Below are 16,485 nucleotides of genomic sequence, written 5' to 3'. Positions count from 1 at the left end.
GGCCGACGGCTACGCGGCGGCGTCCTGGTCGAGCAGCAACTGGAAGAGGCACTGCGCCAGCCCCGCCACGGTCGGATCCGCGAAGAAGTCCCGCAGCGACAGCTCGACCCCGAGCTCCTCCCGGATCCGATAGGCCACCTGCACCGCGAGCAGCGAGTGGCCGCCGAGCTGGAAGAAGCTCTCGAACACCCCCACCTCGGGCAGTCCCAGCACGTCGCGCCAGATGCCCGCGACGGCCTCCTCCACCGGGGACCTCGGCAACACCCGGTCGGCGTCGTCGCGCGCCGGTCTGGGATCCGGAAGCCGGCCGACGTCCAGCTTCCCGCTCGGACCGATGGGCAGCTCGGGCACCACGAGCAGGTGCGCCGGGACCATGTGCTGGGGCAGCCGCTGTTCGAGGAAGGCACGCAGCTGGCCGGCCAGCTCGCGGCCCAGCCCGGGCAGGAAGGGCAGGTTGTGGTCGGGGCCCGGCCCGGTCGCCTCAGGCGGCGTCCAGGACGCCGGGCAGCCGGGTCGCCGCACCCGGACGTCGTAGCAGCCCACCCGGCCGGACCGGGCCGGCTGCACGGAGACGGCCAGGCCCTTCTCCCGCCCGAGGTCGTACCACCGCTGCGGGTCGACGGCGGTCCGCTCCACCGGCGCGGCCGTCACCTCGCCGACGGTGCTGTCCTCCGGCACCCGACACATCGCCGCCCAGCGGGCGAGAGCTTCGCAGGTCCGCGCGTCCGGGACGTCCCGCAGCAGCAGTCCGGCGTCGGTCCCGGCCCTCAGCGCGAGCAGGTCTGCCGGCTCGCCTGCGGTGTCGGACCACACGATCTCCGCCGGCCGGCCCTGTTCCGCGCGCGGCGCACCGACCCGCAGCAGGACGTCGTAGCGGAAGCCGGTCAGCTCGTTGTGGATGCGGCCGCGCTTGAGGTTGACGTCGAGTGCCGCCACCCCCGGCGTCGCCGCGACGGACGAGGCGAAGAAGTGGGGCGCGACGAGGAGTTCGCCCTCGTCCTCGACGGCGAAGCGCACCTCCCGGCGCAGCTCCGCGATCCCGGCCTGCGGGTCGGCCCGGTGCAGCCGCACCGAGGCGTGGAACGCCTCGACGAGCCGCAGGTCACGGACGTCCCCGACCAGCACGTGGCCGCCCGGCCGGGTGACCCGTACCGCCTCGGCCAGCACCCGACGCAGATAGGCCGCGGAGGGAAAGTACTGCACCACCGAGTTGAGCAGCACCAGATCGAAGCTGTCGTCCGCCAGGCCGGAGAAGTCGTCGGCGGAGCGCCGCATCAGTTCCACCGACGGGTACCGCAGCGGCTCCCGCGCCACCCACGCGCCCACGGTGCGGAGCACCGCCGCCGAGATGTCGGTGGCGACGTATCGGCGTGCCCGGGGCGCGATCCGGGACAGGAGCAGACCCGTGCCGCAGCCCACCTCCAGCACCGCCTCGTGCGGCAGGTCCAGGGCCTGGTCGACGATCCCGTCGACGGCCTCCCGCATCTCCTCGGCGGTCAACGTCTCCCCGGTGTAGCTGCTCTGCCAACCGGTCAGGTCGAACGCCGCGTCCACCGTGGCGGCGTCGACGTCGTACACCTCCTCGAAGACGTTCTCCCAGCCGTCGACCTGCGCCTGGCTGAGTTCCTCCGCCCGCCGCCGCAGGTACGCCTCGCCGGGCACGACGTACGCCACGATCTGGGTGTCGCCGCCGGCGTCCGGGACGGTCCGGACGACCGCGTGCCCCACGGCCGGATGCTCCTCGAGCTGCCGCTGGACCGTGCCCGGCTCCACCCGGTGGCCGCGGACCTTGACCTGCTCGTCCGTCCGGCCCTCGAACCGCAGGCTGCCGTCGGGCAACCAGGAGACGAGGTCACCGGTCCGGTAGAGCCGGGCGTCCGGGTCGGTGCCGAACGGGTCCGGGACGAAGCGCTCCGCCGTCAGGTCCGGCCGGGCGAGGTAGCCCTTGGCCAGGCCGGCGCCGCCGATGTGGAGTTCGCCCGGCAGGCCGACGGGCACCGGGCGCGAGCGGTCGTCCAGCACGCGCACCGTCGCGCCGGCCAACGGCCTGCCCAGCGGCACCCGCTCGTCGTCGGAGTCGGCGGGCCGGCGCAGCGCGTCGCGCTGGACCAGCACCCCGACGCACGTCTCGGTGGGGCCGTAGTGGTTGACGACCTCGCAACCGGCGGGCGGGACGTGCGGGCCGGTCAGCCAGCCGCGTTCCAGGGACTCGCCGCCGAGGACCAGCCGCCGGCGGGGGTAGACGTCCGTCGCACCCCCTCGCAGCAGCGCCCGGAAGTGCGACGGCGTGGTCTTGAGGCAGTCGATCGGGTGGCTGCGCTGGTAGGTCCCGAACTCGCTCGGGTCCAGCAGCGTGTCGCGGGGAATGACGTGGAAGGCGCCCCCGGTCAACAGGGCACCGAAGAGGGCGGTGTAGCCGAGGTCGACGGCTGGGCTGGCGACCGTGGCGTGACTCCAGCCGGCTTCCAGGCCGAGCCGCTCGGCCACCGCGGCGACGTAGTGGGTCAGGGCGCCGTGGCCGACCGCCACGCCCTTCGGCCATCCGGTCGAACCCGAGGTGAAGACCACGTAGGCAAGGTCTGTGGGGCCGCTCGGGCCGGGCACCGTCGGGCCGGCACCTGCCGACCCGGCCGGCTCGGGACCGCAGCGCCGCACGCCCAGCCGTTCCAGGCGGGCATGCGCCGTGCGCGGCGCCACCACCAGCCGGACGCCGGCCTCCGCGACCATGTGGGCCAGCAGCTCGTCCGGGTAGTCCGGGTCCAGTGGTACGAAGGCGCCACCGGCCTTGAGGATGGCCAGCATCGCCACGACCGTGTCGGTGGAGCGCTCGCCCCACACCCCGATGCGGTCACGCGCTCCCACCCCGCCCACGCGGAGCGCACCGGCGAGCCGGTCGGTGGCCCCGTCGAGTTCGGCGAAGGTCAGCCGGCGCGATCCGCACCGCAGCGCGACGGCCTGCGGTGTCTCGCGGGCCTGCTTCCCGAACGCCTCGTGCACGGTGCCGCCACCGGTCGCGGCGCCACCGGCGCCCCACTGGTGCAGCAGCCGGTCCCGCTCGGGCGGGCCGATCGTCTCGACGTCGTCCACCCGCTGTTCGAGGTCCACCAGCCCGGCCAGGAGCACGCCCAGCCCGGCGGCCAGGTCGGCGGCCGCCCCGGTCGGCGAGGCCGTCTCGACGTGCAGGCTGAGGCGGGCGCCGTCGTTGACGCCGACCAGCCGGGCCGCGACCCGCCGGTCGGGCACGTTCCGCTCGACGACGGTGAACTCGACCTCGCCGCCGGGGAACGACGGCTGGACGGTGAGCCACTCGAACTGGTACGGCAGTCGGTACGCACCGGCCCTGCCGTCGGACCAGGCGCCGTCCGGCCATGCCCAGTCCTGTTGCCAGGCCCGCGCGCGATCCACCCGGGCCGCGAGTTCCGTGGCGACCCGCCTGATCGGGTCCTCCGGGCGCAGCGGTATCCGGATCGGCACGGTCACCGCGACGGGACCGACCGTCTCGCGCAGCTCGTCGAAGCACCGCCCGTCGACGATCCGGCCGACGAGCGGGGCCGGTTGCCCGCTCCGGCGCGCCAGCAGCACCGACCAGGTGGCCTCCACCAGATGTTCCACGGGCAGCCCGACCGCCGCCGCCAGCGTCCGCAGCCTGTCCGGGTCCGCCAGCGGCACCCGCACCACCGCACCGGTCGCCGGCTGGTCGGCCGCCTGCCGGGCGGCGTCCGCCGCCACCTCCGGGAGCGTCGGCCCGCCGGCCGCGAGGCGGTCCAGCAGGCGGTCGAGTTCCTCCTCGTCGGCGTCGCCCGTCGCGACCTGCTGCCACGAGTCGAACTGGACGTACTGCACGGGCGGCGTCAGGGGGTCGCCCCGGTAGGCCGCGGCCAGGTCACTGGAGATCACCTCGAGGCTGAGCCGGTCGGCGAGGCCGGCGGGCAGCCGCACCGTGAGCAGCCACGTCCCGGGCCGGGTGTCGACCAGGCCGACCACCATCCGGTCGTCTCCCGACCCGACCGCGTCCGCCGACCGTCCGGGCCACTGCTCGACTGCCATCGCGGCCTGTTCCTGCACGACCTGCACCGGGAACCGCTGGTGCGCCGAGCTGACGAACCGGGTCCGCAGCGCGTCGTGGCGGGCGACGACCGCCTGCAACGCCAGCCACAACCGGTCCGGGGCGAGCGCCCCGTCGACGCGGAGCACGAGCCGGGCCGGTCGTCCGTGCGGGGTGCCGTCAGCTCGCCAGTTCTGCCGTTGCTGCGCCGACAGCGGATATCCTCTGATGGCGTCCGTTTCCATTGACTGGCACTCCTTCTACGGATCGGACCGCGATCGACGCGGGACGGACTGGCGGACCGGCGGGGGCGCGACGCGCTGGCGGCAGGGGCGGACGGTTCAACCGGGCGAGCTGCCGGAGAGGCCCGCCGCGTCGCCGAAGGCGACCAGGACCTTGCGGCGGCCGGTGTACGGCTCCCGGCCGTGGCAGCTCAGCATGTTGTCCAGGAGCATGACGTCGCCCCGGCGCCACTGGAACCGGACCGTCGCGGCGCGGTAGGTGGCCCTGATCGCCTCGATGGTGTCGTCGGCGATCGGGGAACCGTCGCCGTAGTAGGCGTGCCGCGGCCACTGCTCCTCGTCCAGCAGCCCGGTCAGGGACCGGCGCACCTGCGGGTCGAGACCGGCGACGTGGAACATGTGGGCGGAGTTGAACCAGGTCGTCTCCCCGGAGACCGGGTGCCGGTGGACGGCCGGACGGACCTGTCGGGTCTGCAAGCCGTCGGCGCCCCGCCAGCGCAGGTCTATCCCCGACTCGGCGCAGTACCGCTCGACCTGCTCCCGGTCGTCCGTCTGGAAGGCCTCCTGCCAGGGCAGGTCGACGCCGGCGCCGTAGTTGCGCACGTACGTCACGCCGAGTTCCTCGAACGGCTTCCGCAAATCGGGGTCGAGCATCCGGTAGACCCGGCGGGAGTCCGCCACCGGAGTCGCCCCGCCGGTCGCCGCCGGGTGCTCGCAGTAGAAGGCGATCTTCATCGGCCACTCGTGCGAGTACGACATCTCGTTGTGCAGCTCGATGTACTGGTCCGCGGGGTACTCGGTCGAGGTGTAGACGTTCTTCTGGCCGGCCTCCCGCCGTGGCGTCGACCGCTCCTGGTAGTCGAGCAGCTGCGCGATCTGCGTCGCGGCGAACTGGCGGAAGTCGATCGCGGAGGCGACCTCGAAGTCCCTAAACAGCACCCCGCCCTGCGCCACGAGGCCGCGGCCGATCAGGTCCGGGTGGGCCGCCGCCCAGGAGGTCAGGTCGAGGCTCGCGCCGCTCGCCTGCATCACCAGCGGCAGTGCGTCCGGGTGGTCGGTCAGCGCGCCGACCCGCACCTGCTCCTGTTCCGTGGCCGCGACGGTCGCCGGCGCGCGGGAGATCACCTGCTCGAATGCGCGCCGGCCGGGCGCCGCACGTCGTTTTCCGTCAGTCATTGCCTCTCGCTTCCTGCGTCCACTGGTGGCGAGTGCCCGACTCAGCGGTGCCGAGGGGTCGGCGACCAGCCGGGTGAGAAGGGACACGAAGGTCTCCGCGAATCCGCGCATGTCCTCGGGGCGGAAGAGTTCCCGATCGAACTCCAGCACCGCCCGGTACGCGTCGTCGCTGTCCTCGATGCGGATGGTGAAGTCCCGCTTGGCCGCCCACTCGCTGATCGGAAGCAGTTCGACGTCCAGGCCGGGCAGCCGCAGCCCGCCTCCCCGCGGCACGTTCTGATAGGTGAGCATGATGTCCACGTACGGATCGCGGTTGCCCTCCCTGGCGGGACGTAGCTCCTCCACGATCCGGTCCAGGGGCACGTCCTGGTTGGCGTAGGCCCCGAGCGCGGTGCGCCGGACCCGGGCCAGCAGCTCCGTGAAGGTGGGATCCCCCGACACGTCGGCCCGCAGCACCAGGGTGTTGACGAAGAATCCGATCAACGGCTCGAACTCGACCCGGGTGCGGTTGGCGATCGGCACACCCATCAGGAACTCGTCCTGGCCGCTGGCGGACGCCACCAGTGCCTGGAACGCCGCCGCCAGCACCATGAACGGGGTGGTGCCGTCCGAGCCGGCCAGCGCCGTCACCCCGGCCCGGACCGAGCCCGGCAGGTCGAAGGTGACGAAGCCACCGGGGCGCGTACGGCGGGCCGGGCGCGGCTGCTGCATCCGCAGGGTCAGCGGCGCGGGTGGTTCCCGCAGCTCCTGCCTCCAGTATTGGAGCTGTCGGGCCGTCTCGGGGCCCCGCAGCCACGTCTGCTGCCACAGCGCCACGTCGGCGAACTGGGCCGACAGCTCCGGCAGCCGGGCCTCGGTGCCGGTGGTGTGCGCCCGGTACAGCTCGGCGAGCTCGGTGAAGAGGTTCTCCCCCGACCACCGGTCGAAGACGATGTGATGCAAGTTGATCAACAGCAGGCTCTCGGTCGGCGAGATCAGGGCCTGTCGTACCCGCAGCAGCGGGCCTTCGGCGAGGTCGAAGGGGCTGGCCAGTTCGGCGTCCAGCCACTGTCGACCCGACTGCTCGGGATCCGGCCGGGACGTGAGGTCGAGCACGTCGATCCGGACCGGGCCGGGTGGCCGGATCCGCTGTACGGGCTCTCCCTTGACCTGCGGATAGACGCTGCGCAGCACGCTGTGGCGGGCGACGACCCGGGTGAAGGACGATTCGAGGGCAGCCACGTCGAGGACGCCGGTGAGCCGCAGCGTGATGGGAACGCTGTAACGGGCGGAGTCCGGTTCCAGTCGGCTGACGAACCACATCCGCCGTTGGGCGAGGGAGAGCGGCTGGTCGGCCCGGTGGTCCGCCTCCTCGACGAGGGCCGGTGTGACCGCCGCGTCCTGGCGGACGTTGCGGTGCAGGTAACGGGCGAAGGCGGCCGGGGTGGGGTGGCTGAAGACCGAGCGCAGGGGCAGCGACGCGTCGAAGCGGGCCCGCAGGCGCAGCATCAGTTGGGTCGCGGCCAGCGAGTTCCCGCCCGCGACGAAGAAGTCGCAGTCGTCGTCGACGTCCTCCGCGCCGAGGACCTCCGCCCAGATCGCGCGGAGCTGGGCGACGCGGTCGTCGTCGACCGGCCCGTCCGTACCGTCGCCGGCTTTCGGCTGGTCGCCCGCCGTGCCGACGCGTCCCCCCGCGGTCGCGGGCGGCTGGCCCGGTACGACGCTGCCCGCCGCGCCGGGCGGCAGCGGTGGCAGGTCGCGGATCGGCGCGTCCGGCGCGGCGACGACGGCGGCGAGGACGGCGTCCCAGTGCCGGCCGAGCGCCGCCATCGTGTCGGCACGGAACAGGTCACTGCGGTACTCCAGGTAGCCGGAGAGTTCGTCGCCCTCACCGACCAGGCAGAACGTCATGTCGAACTGGGTGGCCCGCACCCCGAGGTCGACCAGGCGCACCTGGACGGTCTCCGCGCTCCGGCTCAGGGCCGCGGTCTCCTGGTAGGTGAAGGCGACCTGGAACAGCGACGACCTGCTGGCGCTACGCCCGTCGAGCACGGCGTCGACCACCTTCTCGAAGGGCGCGTCGCGGTGCGCGAGGCCGGCGAGCACCACCTCGCGGACCTCGGCGAGCAGTTCCGTGAAGGTCCACGTCCCGGCGAGCCGTACCCGCAGCGGCAGCATGTCGACCAGCAGACCCACCAGGTCCCGGGTCTCCGGCCGGTCCCGGTGGTCGGCCGCCACGCCGACCACCAGGTCCGGTTCCCCGCTGAGCTGGTGCAGCACGACGTACACGGTCGCGAGGGCGGCCATGAACACGGTGGCCTCGCGCCGGGCGACCAGCTCCCGCAACTCCACCAGCCGGCCGGCCCCCACCCGCAACGGGAGGCGGGCGCCCTCGAACGACCGCTGCTCGGGAACCGGCCAGTCGGTGGGGAGTGCGAGCTGGCCGCGGTGCCCGGCCAGGTGCCGGCGCCAGTGTTCCACGGCGCCGGTGAAGGTCGACTCGGGCCGGTCGCGTTGCCAGGCCGCGTAGTCCAGGTAGCGCACGCCCGCCCGCTGGCCGGCGAGCGGCTGTTGCCGTCGTACCGCCTGGTACGCCGTGAGGAGGTCGTCGAGGACGATCCACGCGGAGGCCCCGTCGGCCAGCAGGTGGTGCACGGTGAGCAGGAGCAGTGCCTCCCGGTCGGCCAGGCGCACGAGATGGGCGCGGAGCAGCGGCGCGCGCGTCAGTTCCAGCGGCTCGTCGGTCACCCCGCACACCAACTGGTGCACGAGGGCGTCCCGCTCGCCGTGCGGGACGCCGCTCAGATCGGTCACCGGCAGCGGGACCTCGACCCGGGGCACGATCTCCTGCACCGGCAGCCCGGCGTCGCTGAGGATCCGGGTCCGCAGCGTCTCGTGCCGTTCGACGACGACGCCCAGCGCCTCGCGCAACGCCGGGCCGTCGACGTCCCCCGTCCACCTGGTGTGCAGCGCGAGGTGGTAGGCCGGGCTGCCCGGCTCGAGCTGCTGGGTCAGCCAGACGCCCTGCTGCGCCCAGGACAGTGGCCCCGTGTCCGCGTCGCCACGCGTGATGGCGGATGTCGCTGGGCGGGTCGACGAGCCGAGCAGGAGGCGCTCCAGACGGTCCCGTTCCCCCAGGGAGAGTCGCGAGAGACGGTCGGACAGTTCCATGTGACGAGCTCCCTGTCGGTCATGGTGGCCTGGGATTTCTCGGGACACACCCGGCGCGGCATCGGGCTGGCAGCCGCGGGCGGCTAGGCGGAGACCTGCTTCTCGCCGTCGGGACCCGATGCCCCGGATCCGCCCGTCGCGCTGCTCGGCTGCTCCTCTGTGTTGGCCGACCGCGCCCGCAGCCGGCGTACCTCCGGCACCGCGAGCGTCGCCGCCGTGCCGACCGCGACGGCGCCGGCCCCGGCGACCAGCGTCGCGCTGGCTCCGATCAGGGCGCTCGCCGGGCCGGCCAGGGCGTAACCGATGGGTTCGAAGGTGTAGGCGCCCAGCCAGTCGTACGAGCTGATCCGCGACAGGGTCTCCGGCGGGACGTTCTCGTGCATGGCCGTCTGCCAGTACGTCCAGAAGACGGACTGGGCGATCCCGCCGAGGAACGCGACCGCGGCGATGGCGACCGGGGAAGCCGCGACGGAGAGCAGCAGGAGCATGGGTACGAAGAGGAACGCGCCGGCCACCGCCGGGATCAACGGCCGCCGGGGGTGGGCCGACATGGCGACGAATCCACCGACGAACGCCCCGAGGCTGATCGCGCCCAGGATGAGGCCCCAGCTGGCCGGCCCACCGAGCTCGTCCTTTGCGATCAGCGGGCCGAGCACCATGAACGGCGCCAGGCCGAGCATCCGCACGAGCGCGCTCTGGAGGGTCACCGGCCAGAGCCACCTGCGCGACCGGAAGTCCTGCCAGCCGTCCCGAACGTCACGCAGCACGCTCTTGCCCGAGTTGGCGACGGGCGCGGAGCCGCCCCGGATCGCGCTGATGAGCACGGCGCTGAGCAGGAAGGAAAGCGAGTCCAGCGCCAGCGCGTAACCGGCGCCGACCGCCACCACCAGCAGCCCGCCCAGAGCCGGCCCCACCACCCCCGCAGCCGCGATCATCAGCCCCCGCAGCGCGTTGGCCTCGCGGTGGTGCTCCGCCGGCACCGTCTCCGGTTGCAGCGCGCTGACGGCCGGGATGAAGAACGCCGAGGCGATTCCGGACACCACCTGCAACAGCAGGAGGTGCCAGATCCTGGCGTGGCCGGAGATCAGCAGCGCCGCCATCACGCCCTGCGACGCGAACCGCACCAGGTCGGCGGTGATCATGAGCCGGCGCCGGGACATCCGGTCCGCGACCGCGCCGCCGATCACGAGGAACAGCGCCAGGGAGAACGCCTCCACGGCGAGCACGAGTCCCAGGTCGGAGGCGGAACCGGTCAGGTCGAGCACCCCGAAGGCCAGGGCCACGACGGTGATCTGGTTGCCGAGCTGCGAGGTGATGCGCCCGCCGAGCAGCAGCCGGAAGTCGCGCTCCCGCAACACGCGCATCGATGGAAGTTTGAACAAGAGGGGGCCTCCTCAGACCGAACGGACTGCGCCGTGCCGCGCCACGGCGGCGGGCACAAGCCCTCCATCTTGGCCCAACAGTTGGGCAAGGACGCCGCGAATTTCCGCAATCCCGTCAGGACTCACCACCGAGTAGTGGTCACCGGTGATGGTGCGGACGGTCAATCCGCCGCCCGCCACCGAGCTCCAGTCGGCGACGACCTGCTCGTGATCGGTGCGCTCCTCGGCCAGCAGCAGCAGCACGTGCCCGGGATAGCGTCGGGGCCGGTGCTCGGCCACGGCGCGGACGTTGGCCGCGAAGACGTCGAACCGCCGTCGTATCCACTCCGTGCTGGTCTCCGCGTCGACGAGGCCGGCGGTGACCAACTCCCGCTCCAGGCCGTCCAGCGTGTCGGGCTGAGCGGTGTCTGCCGGCGCGCCGGGCAGGAGCGCGCCGAGGGTCCGCCGAACGTCCCGGACGAACGCGGAGAGGATGAACGCCTCGACCTCGCCGTCGGAGAGCACGCCCTCGCGGAGACCCCACACCCCGTCGATGACCAGCACGGTCGGCGCGAAACCCGTCTCGTCCGCGAGCTGCTGCGCCATCGCCAGTCCCGTCACACCCCCCAGGGACCAGCCGCCCAGCAACGTCGGCTGCGACACGCCGGCCGCCCGCATCTCCGCCACGAAGTCGGCCGCCAGCGAATCCAGGTCACGGTGCAGGACGCCGTCCGGCTCGAGGCCCGGCGAGCGCAGGGCCAGCACGTTGAGCGGCGGCAGGGCCGAGGCGAGCGCGGTGTACGCCACCACGTCGCCACCCACGGGGGGTGCCAGCACGACGGTGCCGGCCTCCGCGGCGACCCGCAGGGGTACGACCACCGAGCTGGCCGTCGCAGGCTCCTCCTCCTCCAGCTTCCGCGCCACCCGGGCGACCGTCGCCTGGGGGAAGAGGGCGCTCACCGGCATGCTGCGACCGAAGTCCCGCTCGATGCGGGCCACCAGTTGCACCGCCAGCAACGAATGCCCGCCGTGTTGGAAAAAGTCGTCCTGTACGCCCACGTCCGGCTTGTTGAGCAGTTGCCGCCAGAGCGCCAGCAGGCGAAGTTCCGTGGTGCTCCGGACGGCCGCCCGTTGCCGCCCGCCGGCCGCGCGCCGTGGTGCGGGCAGCCGGCTCGGGTCGAGCTTGCCGGAGGGGGTACGGGGCAGCCGGTCCAGGACGACGAACACCGACGGGACGAGGTAGCCGGGCAACTGGTCGAGCAGCCCGTCGCGCAGGACCGCCGACATCGACTCCAACTCCGCCACCGACGTGCCGGCGTCCGGTACCACGTAGGCCACCAGCCGGCGGTCGCCGGGGTTGTCCTCGCGGACGCGTACCAGGGCGTCCCGCACCAGCGGGTGGTGCCGCAGAGTGGCCTCGATGTCGCCGGGCTCGATCCGGTAGCCGCGCAACTTGATCTGGTCGTCGAGCCGGCCGAGCACGGTCAGGCTGCCGTCGGGCAGGTAGCGGGCGCGGTCACCGGTCCGGTACAACCGGGCGTCGGGCTGGTCGCTGAACGGGTGGGGCAGGAAGGCCGCGGTGGTCAGGTCCGGCCGCCCAACGTATCCGCGGCTGACTCCTCCGCCGCCCACGTACAGCTCGCCGACCACCCCGGCGCCGACCGGCTGGCCCGCCTCGTCCAGGACGTACATCTGGCAGTTGGTGACCGGCCGCCCGATCGGGACGTGCCCGCCGATCCGGTCCGGGGTCAGTTCGGACCACGAGGAGGAGATCGTGCACTCGCTGGGCGCGTAGCCGTTGAGCAGGCGGACGCGGCCCCCTCCCTCGTCGTGCCAGCGGCGGATGCGGTCCGCCGCGGCGGCCTCGCCGCCGATGGTGATCACCCGCAGCTCCGGGCAGGCGACGAGTGCCGCCGTGGCGCCGGAATCGACGAGTTCGTGCCAGTAGGATGTCGGCAGCGACAGCACGCTGATCCGCCGGTCGAGGCACCACTGCGCGAACCGCGAGGGGCTGAGGTCGAAGTCGGGGCCGCGGAGCACGAGGGTGGCTCCGGTGGTCACCGCGAAGAGGATCTCCTCCAACGACGCGTCGAAGCTGAGGGACGCGAACTGCAGGCACCGGTCCGCGGCGCTGATCCCCATGGGCGTGAAGCCGAAGGCCGCGTGGTGCGCCAGGTTCCGGTGCTCGATGAGCACGCCCTTCGGCCGGCCGGTCGAGCCGCCGGTGTAGAGCACGCAGGCGAGGTCGCCGCCGGCGACCCGTCCGCCGGCCGGCGCGCTCCCGGTGCCGCCGGTCGGCGCGTCGAGCGCGCGGAACAGGACCGTGGGCGCCAGCCCCCGGACCGCCTCGGCGTGCGCGTCGTCGGTGACGACCATCGCCGCGCCCGAGTCGCTGAGCACGTACTCGATCCACGGCGCCGGGTACCTCGGATCGATCGCCAGGTAGCCGGCCCCCGACTTGAGGATCGCGATGATGGTCGTGATCGCCTCGATCGAGGGCGCCAACATGACCGCCACCACGCCGTCACGAACCGCGCCGCGGTCCCGCAGCGCCGCGGCCAAGCGGTCGGTGCGGTCGGCCAACTCGGCGTACGTGACGCGTTGGTCGCCGCACTCCAGCGCGGTCGCCTCCGGTGTCCTGTGGGCGTGCAGGGCCAGGTATTCGTGGCAGAACCGGTCGGGCGTCTCGGCCCGGCCGGTCTCCCCCCACTCCCGCACGATGCGGCGTCGTTCCTCCTCGGAGAGGAAGGCGACCTGGGTGACCGGACGGTCGGGCCGTGCGAGGAGCGCGCCCACCAGGGCCACGTAGTGGGCGACCATCTGCTCGATCGTGGAGTGGTCGAACAGGTCGGTGCCGTACTCGAACCAGCCGGTGAGGCCGCCGTCCCCGGCACCGGCGAGGTAGACGCTCACGTCGAAGTCGCTCATGGCCGCGCCGGGCCACACCCGCTCGGCGGTCAGCCCTTCCAGTTCCACGCCCGCGACCGGGTCGACGTTGGCCTGGAACATGGTCTGGAAGACCGGGTTGTGCGAGAGGTCCCGTTCGCCCCCGAGAGCCTCGACGACCATGTCGAAGGGCACGTCCTGGTGGTCCATCGCGGCGACGATCGTGTCGCGGGCCTGGTCGAGCAAGTCCAGGAAGGAGTCGTCGGCGGAGAAGTCCAGCCGGATGGCGAGCGAGTTGACGAAGAACCCGACCAGGTTCTCCACCTTGCGCTGGTTGCGGCCGGCGACCGGCATGCCCACCACGACGGTGTCGTCCCCGCTGTAGCGGTGCAGCAGGACGTGGAACGCGGTGAGCAGGGTCATGTAGAGCGTGCAACCGGACTGGCCGCTGAGCAGCCGCGCCCGCTCGACCAGGTCGGCCGGAATACTCATCGGCACCACCCGGCCGCGGTAGCTCTGGCGCTGGCCGCGGGGGCGGTCCAGCGGCAGGGCCAGGACACGGGGGGCGTCGGCCAGTCGGGTCCGCCAGTACTCCACCTGCTTGCGCCACGCCGGGGAATCCTGCTGGCGCTGCTGCCACCGGGCGAAGTCGCCGTACTGCACGGGCAGCACGGGCAGTTCCGGGTCGGTGCCCAGGACGCCGGCCCGGTAGTAGGCGGCGAGGTCCCGGCACAGGACCTCCAGCGAACGCCCGTCGGAGACCATGTGGTGCAGCGCGATCACCAACAGGTGCTCGTCCTCGTCCACCCGGACGACGCGTGCCCGTACCGGAAGGTCCCGGTGCAGGTCGAACGGTTCCTGGACGGTGGCGGTCATCTCCTCCCGGAGGGCCTGCGGGCGGTCCTCGGGCAGCCGGTCACGCAGGTCGGTGACGATCACGGGAACCGGTCGGTCGGTGGGGAACTGCTGGACCGGCTCGCCCGCCGGATCGGTGTCGATCCTGGTGCGCAGTGCCTCGTGGCGGCGGACCACCGCCTCGATGGCCGCCCGGAGGCTGCCGAGGTCCAGGCGGCCGCGTAGACGGAAGCAGACCGACGACTGGTAGAGGGACTGGCCGCGGGTCAGTTCATGGAAGAACCACAGGCGACGTTGCGGCAGCGCCAGCGGCACGGGCTCGTCGGCCCCGCGGGCGACGAGCTGATCCCCCCGCTGCCTGCGAGCTGCCCTGAACAGGAGTTCCGCCTCCAGTGCACGGCGGTCGGCCGCCGCGGGCGCGGCAAGTCGTTTCTCCTGTGGCGACATGTGCTGGGGGTCCCTTCTGGCAGGCGGACGTCGACTGGAAGATCGTTTCCAGGCGGAGATCGCGCACGGTCCGGTCCGCCACGGGCAAACGGTGCCCGATGACGGGGGCGCTGATTCAGCGGGAGATACGAAAGCCGACGGATGCCGGACGGCGGGCCCCGAAAACGGGCACCCCGAAGGAACCGACGATCACAGACATCCGCAGCGGCTCAAAAAGACCACTCGACGATAATTGAACCGGGAACGACCCTGGTTCGACGAAGCCCGACCGATCAGAGCGAAGGGCCATTCGCATGACGACGACGCGTCAGGGAAACAGGCGGGCATCCGACACGGGATTCCGACACCGGCTGACGCAAGACAAAAACACCCACAACACTTCCTCCCCGTTGAAGCACTCGGGACGAGAGAAGGAAGTCGCCGGCACCGCAGCGCAGGACTGCCATGAAATGGTTCGTCCGGCGGCGCAGCAGCGCATCGTCAACCTTCAACGCCCTCTGTGCGGCGCTGACGATACCGCCGCCCCATAGCCTCCGCAAGCCTCCGTTGCAGGGCACCCAAGCCGCTCGGTCGCCGGCCGGCAGCCGCCGGATCGGCCCTGCGTACGGGGCTTGAGCAGGGGCCCGATCCCGGCCGGCACCGCCACGCCGCGCGAGCGCGATCCTCGCGTATCGGGCCGATCCCTCCCGATGCCGAAGTGGCGCACCGCACCCGCGGAAACGCCCTTGTGCCCGTTTCTTCATATTGACAGCACTGCACGGCTTGGACATGATGGGATCTCGACAGCGGCGCGAGGAGTAGCGCGGCGACATACGGTCAGCACGCCTCGGCAGGCAGATTGGTCAGCCCATCCACCGCTTGCCGGGACAATTTCGTGCCACCATCGGTCCGCCCAGCTGATTCCATCGAACGGTGCGGCGATTCGAACGTTCGCGGCAGGCGGTCACGCCTTGACCCTTCCGGGAACAATCGGTAATTCCGTTCGACGTGACCGGTCTGCCCACGGGGAGGAACGGGGAATGGACGACAACACCATCAATCTCGCTGATGCCGGCGTACATGTGGACGATTTGCGGCCCGCCTTCCGCAAGCTGCGCGACCACGCGCCGGTGATGTGGACTGCGCCGCAACTGGAGCCCGGTTTCTGGTCCGTGACCAGGTACGACGACTGCGTACGGGTGCAGAAGGACACCGTCTCCTTCACGTCCGTGCAGGCCAACGTCCTGGGACCGCAGCGCGTGCATGGTGACCCGGCCGCGGGGAAGGTCATGAACGTCAGCGACCCGCCCCGGCACACCCAGTTGCGCCGCCTGGTCAGCCGTAGCTTCACCCCGCGTCGGATCAACCAGCTGGAGCCGTACCTGCGGGCGGTGGCCGCCGACGCCATCGAGACCGCGTTGGAGACGACCAGCTGCGACCTCGTCAAGGTCATCTCGGTGCTGCCGGTCGCGGCCATCTCCGCCCTGCTGGACGTGCCGCCCGACGACTGGAACCGGATGCTGGAGATGACCAGCGCCGCCTGCGCCACGGTGGAGGCCACCGACGAGGTGGGACGCGCCGCCGTGACCCAGGCGCACAGCGCGCTGCTGCTCTACTGCCGCGAGCTGATGACGCAGGCTCCGGCGGAACCCGGGGACAACGTCATCAGCCAGCTCATCCAGGCGGAGGAGAAGGGCGAGCTCACCGAGGAGGAGGTGCTGCTCTTCTTCGATCTGCTGATGCTCGGCGGCAACGAGACCACCCGGCACGCCGCCGCCGGCGCCCTGCTGGCCCTAATCGAGTTTCCGGACCAGTGGGACCGGCTGCGCCAGGACCCTCGGCTGGTACGGCCGGCGGTCGACGAGATCCTGCGGTGGACCACGCCGAGCAAGCACGTCATCCGGCGGGCACGCCACGACCTCGAACTCCAGGGGCGCACCATCCGCGCGAACGACGACGTGGTGATCTGGTACGCCTCGGCGAACTTCGACGAGCGGGCGTTCGCCGACCCCGACCGGCTCGACCTCGGGCGCACGCCCAACGAACACCTCGCCCTCGGCAGTGGCTCGCACTTCTGCCTGGGCTCGGCCCTGGCCAGGCTGGAACTCTCGGTCTTCCTCGAGGAACTTGTCGCACGCGTCGCGAGCGCGGAGATCCTCACTCCGCCACGGCGGATGGCGTCGACCACGATCAACGGGCTACGCGACCTGCACGTCCGGCTCGACCCGCGCTGATCCCTCCGTACCCCCCGTCGGCGGACGCGAGCTGCGAGGTGGCCCGTCGGGCACCCCACCAGTGACGCGTCCCGCGCCCCGCCACGTCCGTGAAACCTCTCGCAACAGGA

At 72.3% G+C, this 16,485-nt stretch carries 5 protein-coding genes; 1 reads left to right on the top strand and 4 read right to left on the bottom strand.

The window, feature by feature from the left end; genetic code table 11:
- Nucleotides 1-9: 9 nt before the first annotated feature.
- The 4 genes from AC0OO9_RS23840 to AC0OO9_RS23825 all read right to left on the bottom strand — a co-directional run bounded on the left by AC0OO9_RS23840 (nucleotide 10) and on the right by AC0OO9_RS23825 (nucleotide 14,162).
- Nucleotides 10-4,290 (bottom strand): non-ribosomal peptide synthetase, encoded by a 4,281-nt coding sequence (locus AC0OO9_RS23840; RefSeq protein ID WP_484512490.1) that lies wholly within the window; start codon nucleotides 4,288-4,290, stop codon nucleotides 10-12.
- Nucleotides 4,291-4,386: 96 nt separating this feature from the next.
- Nucleotides 4,387-8,613, bottom strand: a complete 4,227-nt coding sequence (locus tag AC0OO9_RS23835) for a condensation domain-containing protein (RefSeq protein ID WP_484512488.1) — start codon at nucleotides 8,611-8,613, stop codon at nucleotides 4,387-4,389.
- 83 nt (nucleotides 8,614-8,696) lie between these two features.
- Nucleotides 8,697-9,977, bottom strand: a complete 1,281-nt coding sequence (locus tag AC0OO9_RS23830; protein WP_484512486.1) for an MFS transporter — start codon at nucleotides 9,975-9,977, stop codon at nucleotides 8,697-8,699.
- Between the two features lie 30 nt (nucleotides 9,978-10,007).
- On the bottom strand, nucleotides 10,008-14,162 hold the full coding sequence (locus AC0OO9_RS23825) for a non-ribosomal peptide synthetase (RefSeq protein ID WP_484512484.1): 4,155 nt from the start codon (nucleotides 14,160-14,162) through the stop codon (nucleotides 10,008-10,010).
- A 1,019-nt stretch (nucleotides 14,163-15,181) separates the two neighbouring features.
- On the opposite strand from AC0OO9_RS23825, the gene AC0OO9_RS23820 reads away from it, so the two are divergent.
- Nucleotides 15,182-16,375, top strand: a complete 1,194-nt coding sequence (locus tag AC0OO9_RS23820; RefSeq protein WP_484512482.1) for a cytochrome P450 — start codon at nucleotides 15,182-15,184, stop codon at nucleotides 16,373-16,375.
- Nucleotides 16,376-16,485 lie beyond the last annotated feature (110 nt).

The sequence above is a fragment of the Micromonospora sp. USAFONa4 genome (genome assembly GCF_057197825.1).
This window is presented reverse-complemented; position numbering and strand designations above follow the sequence as displayed.

Coding starts and splice junctions, on each gene's coding strand:
- AC0OO9_RS23835 (WP_484512488.1), bottom strand. CDS start 8,613: ATGGAACTGTCCGACCGTCTCTCGCGACTCTCCCTGGGGGAACGGGAC.
- AC0OO9_RS23830 (WP_484512486.1), bottom strand. CDS start 9,977: ATGCGCGTGTTGCGGGAGCGCGACTTCCGGCTGCTGCTCGGCGGGCGC.
- AC0OO9_RS23840 (WP_484512490.1), bottom strand. CDS start 4,290: ATGGAAACGGACGCCATCAGAGGATATCCGCTGTCGGCGCAGCAACGG.
- AC0OO9_RS23825 (WP_484512484.1), bottom strand. CDS start 14,162: ATGTCGCCACAGGAGAAACGACTTGCCGCGCCCGCGGCGGCCGACCGC.
- AC0OO9_RS23820 (WP_484512482.1), top strand. CDS start 15,182: ATGGACGACAACACCATCAATCTCGCTGATGCCGGCGTACATGTGGAC.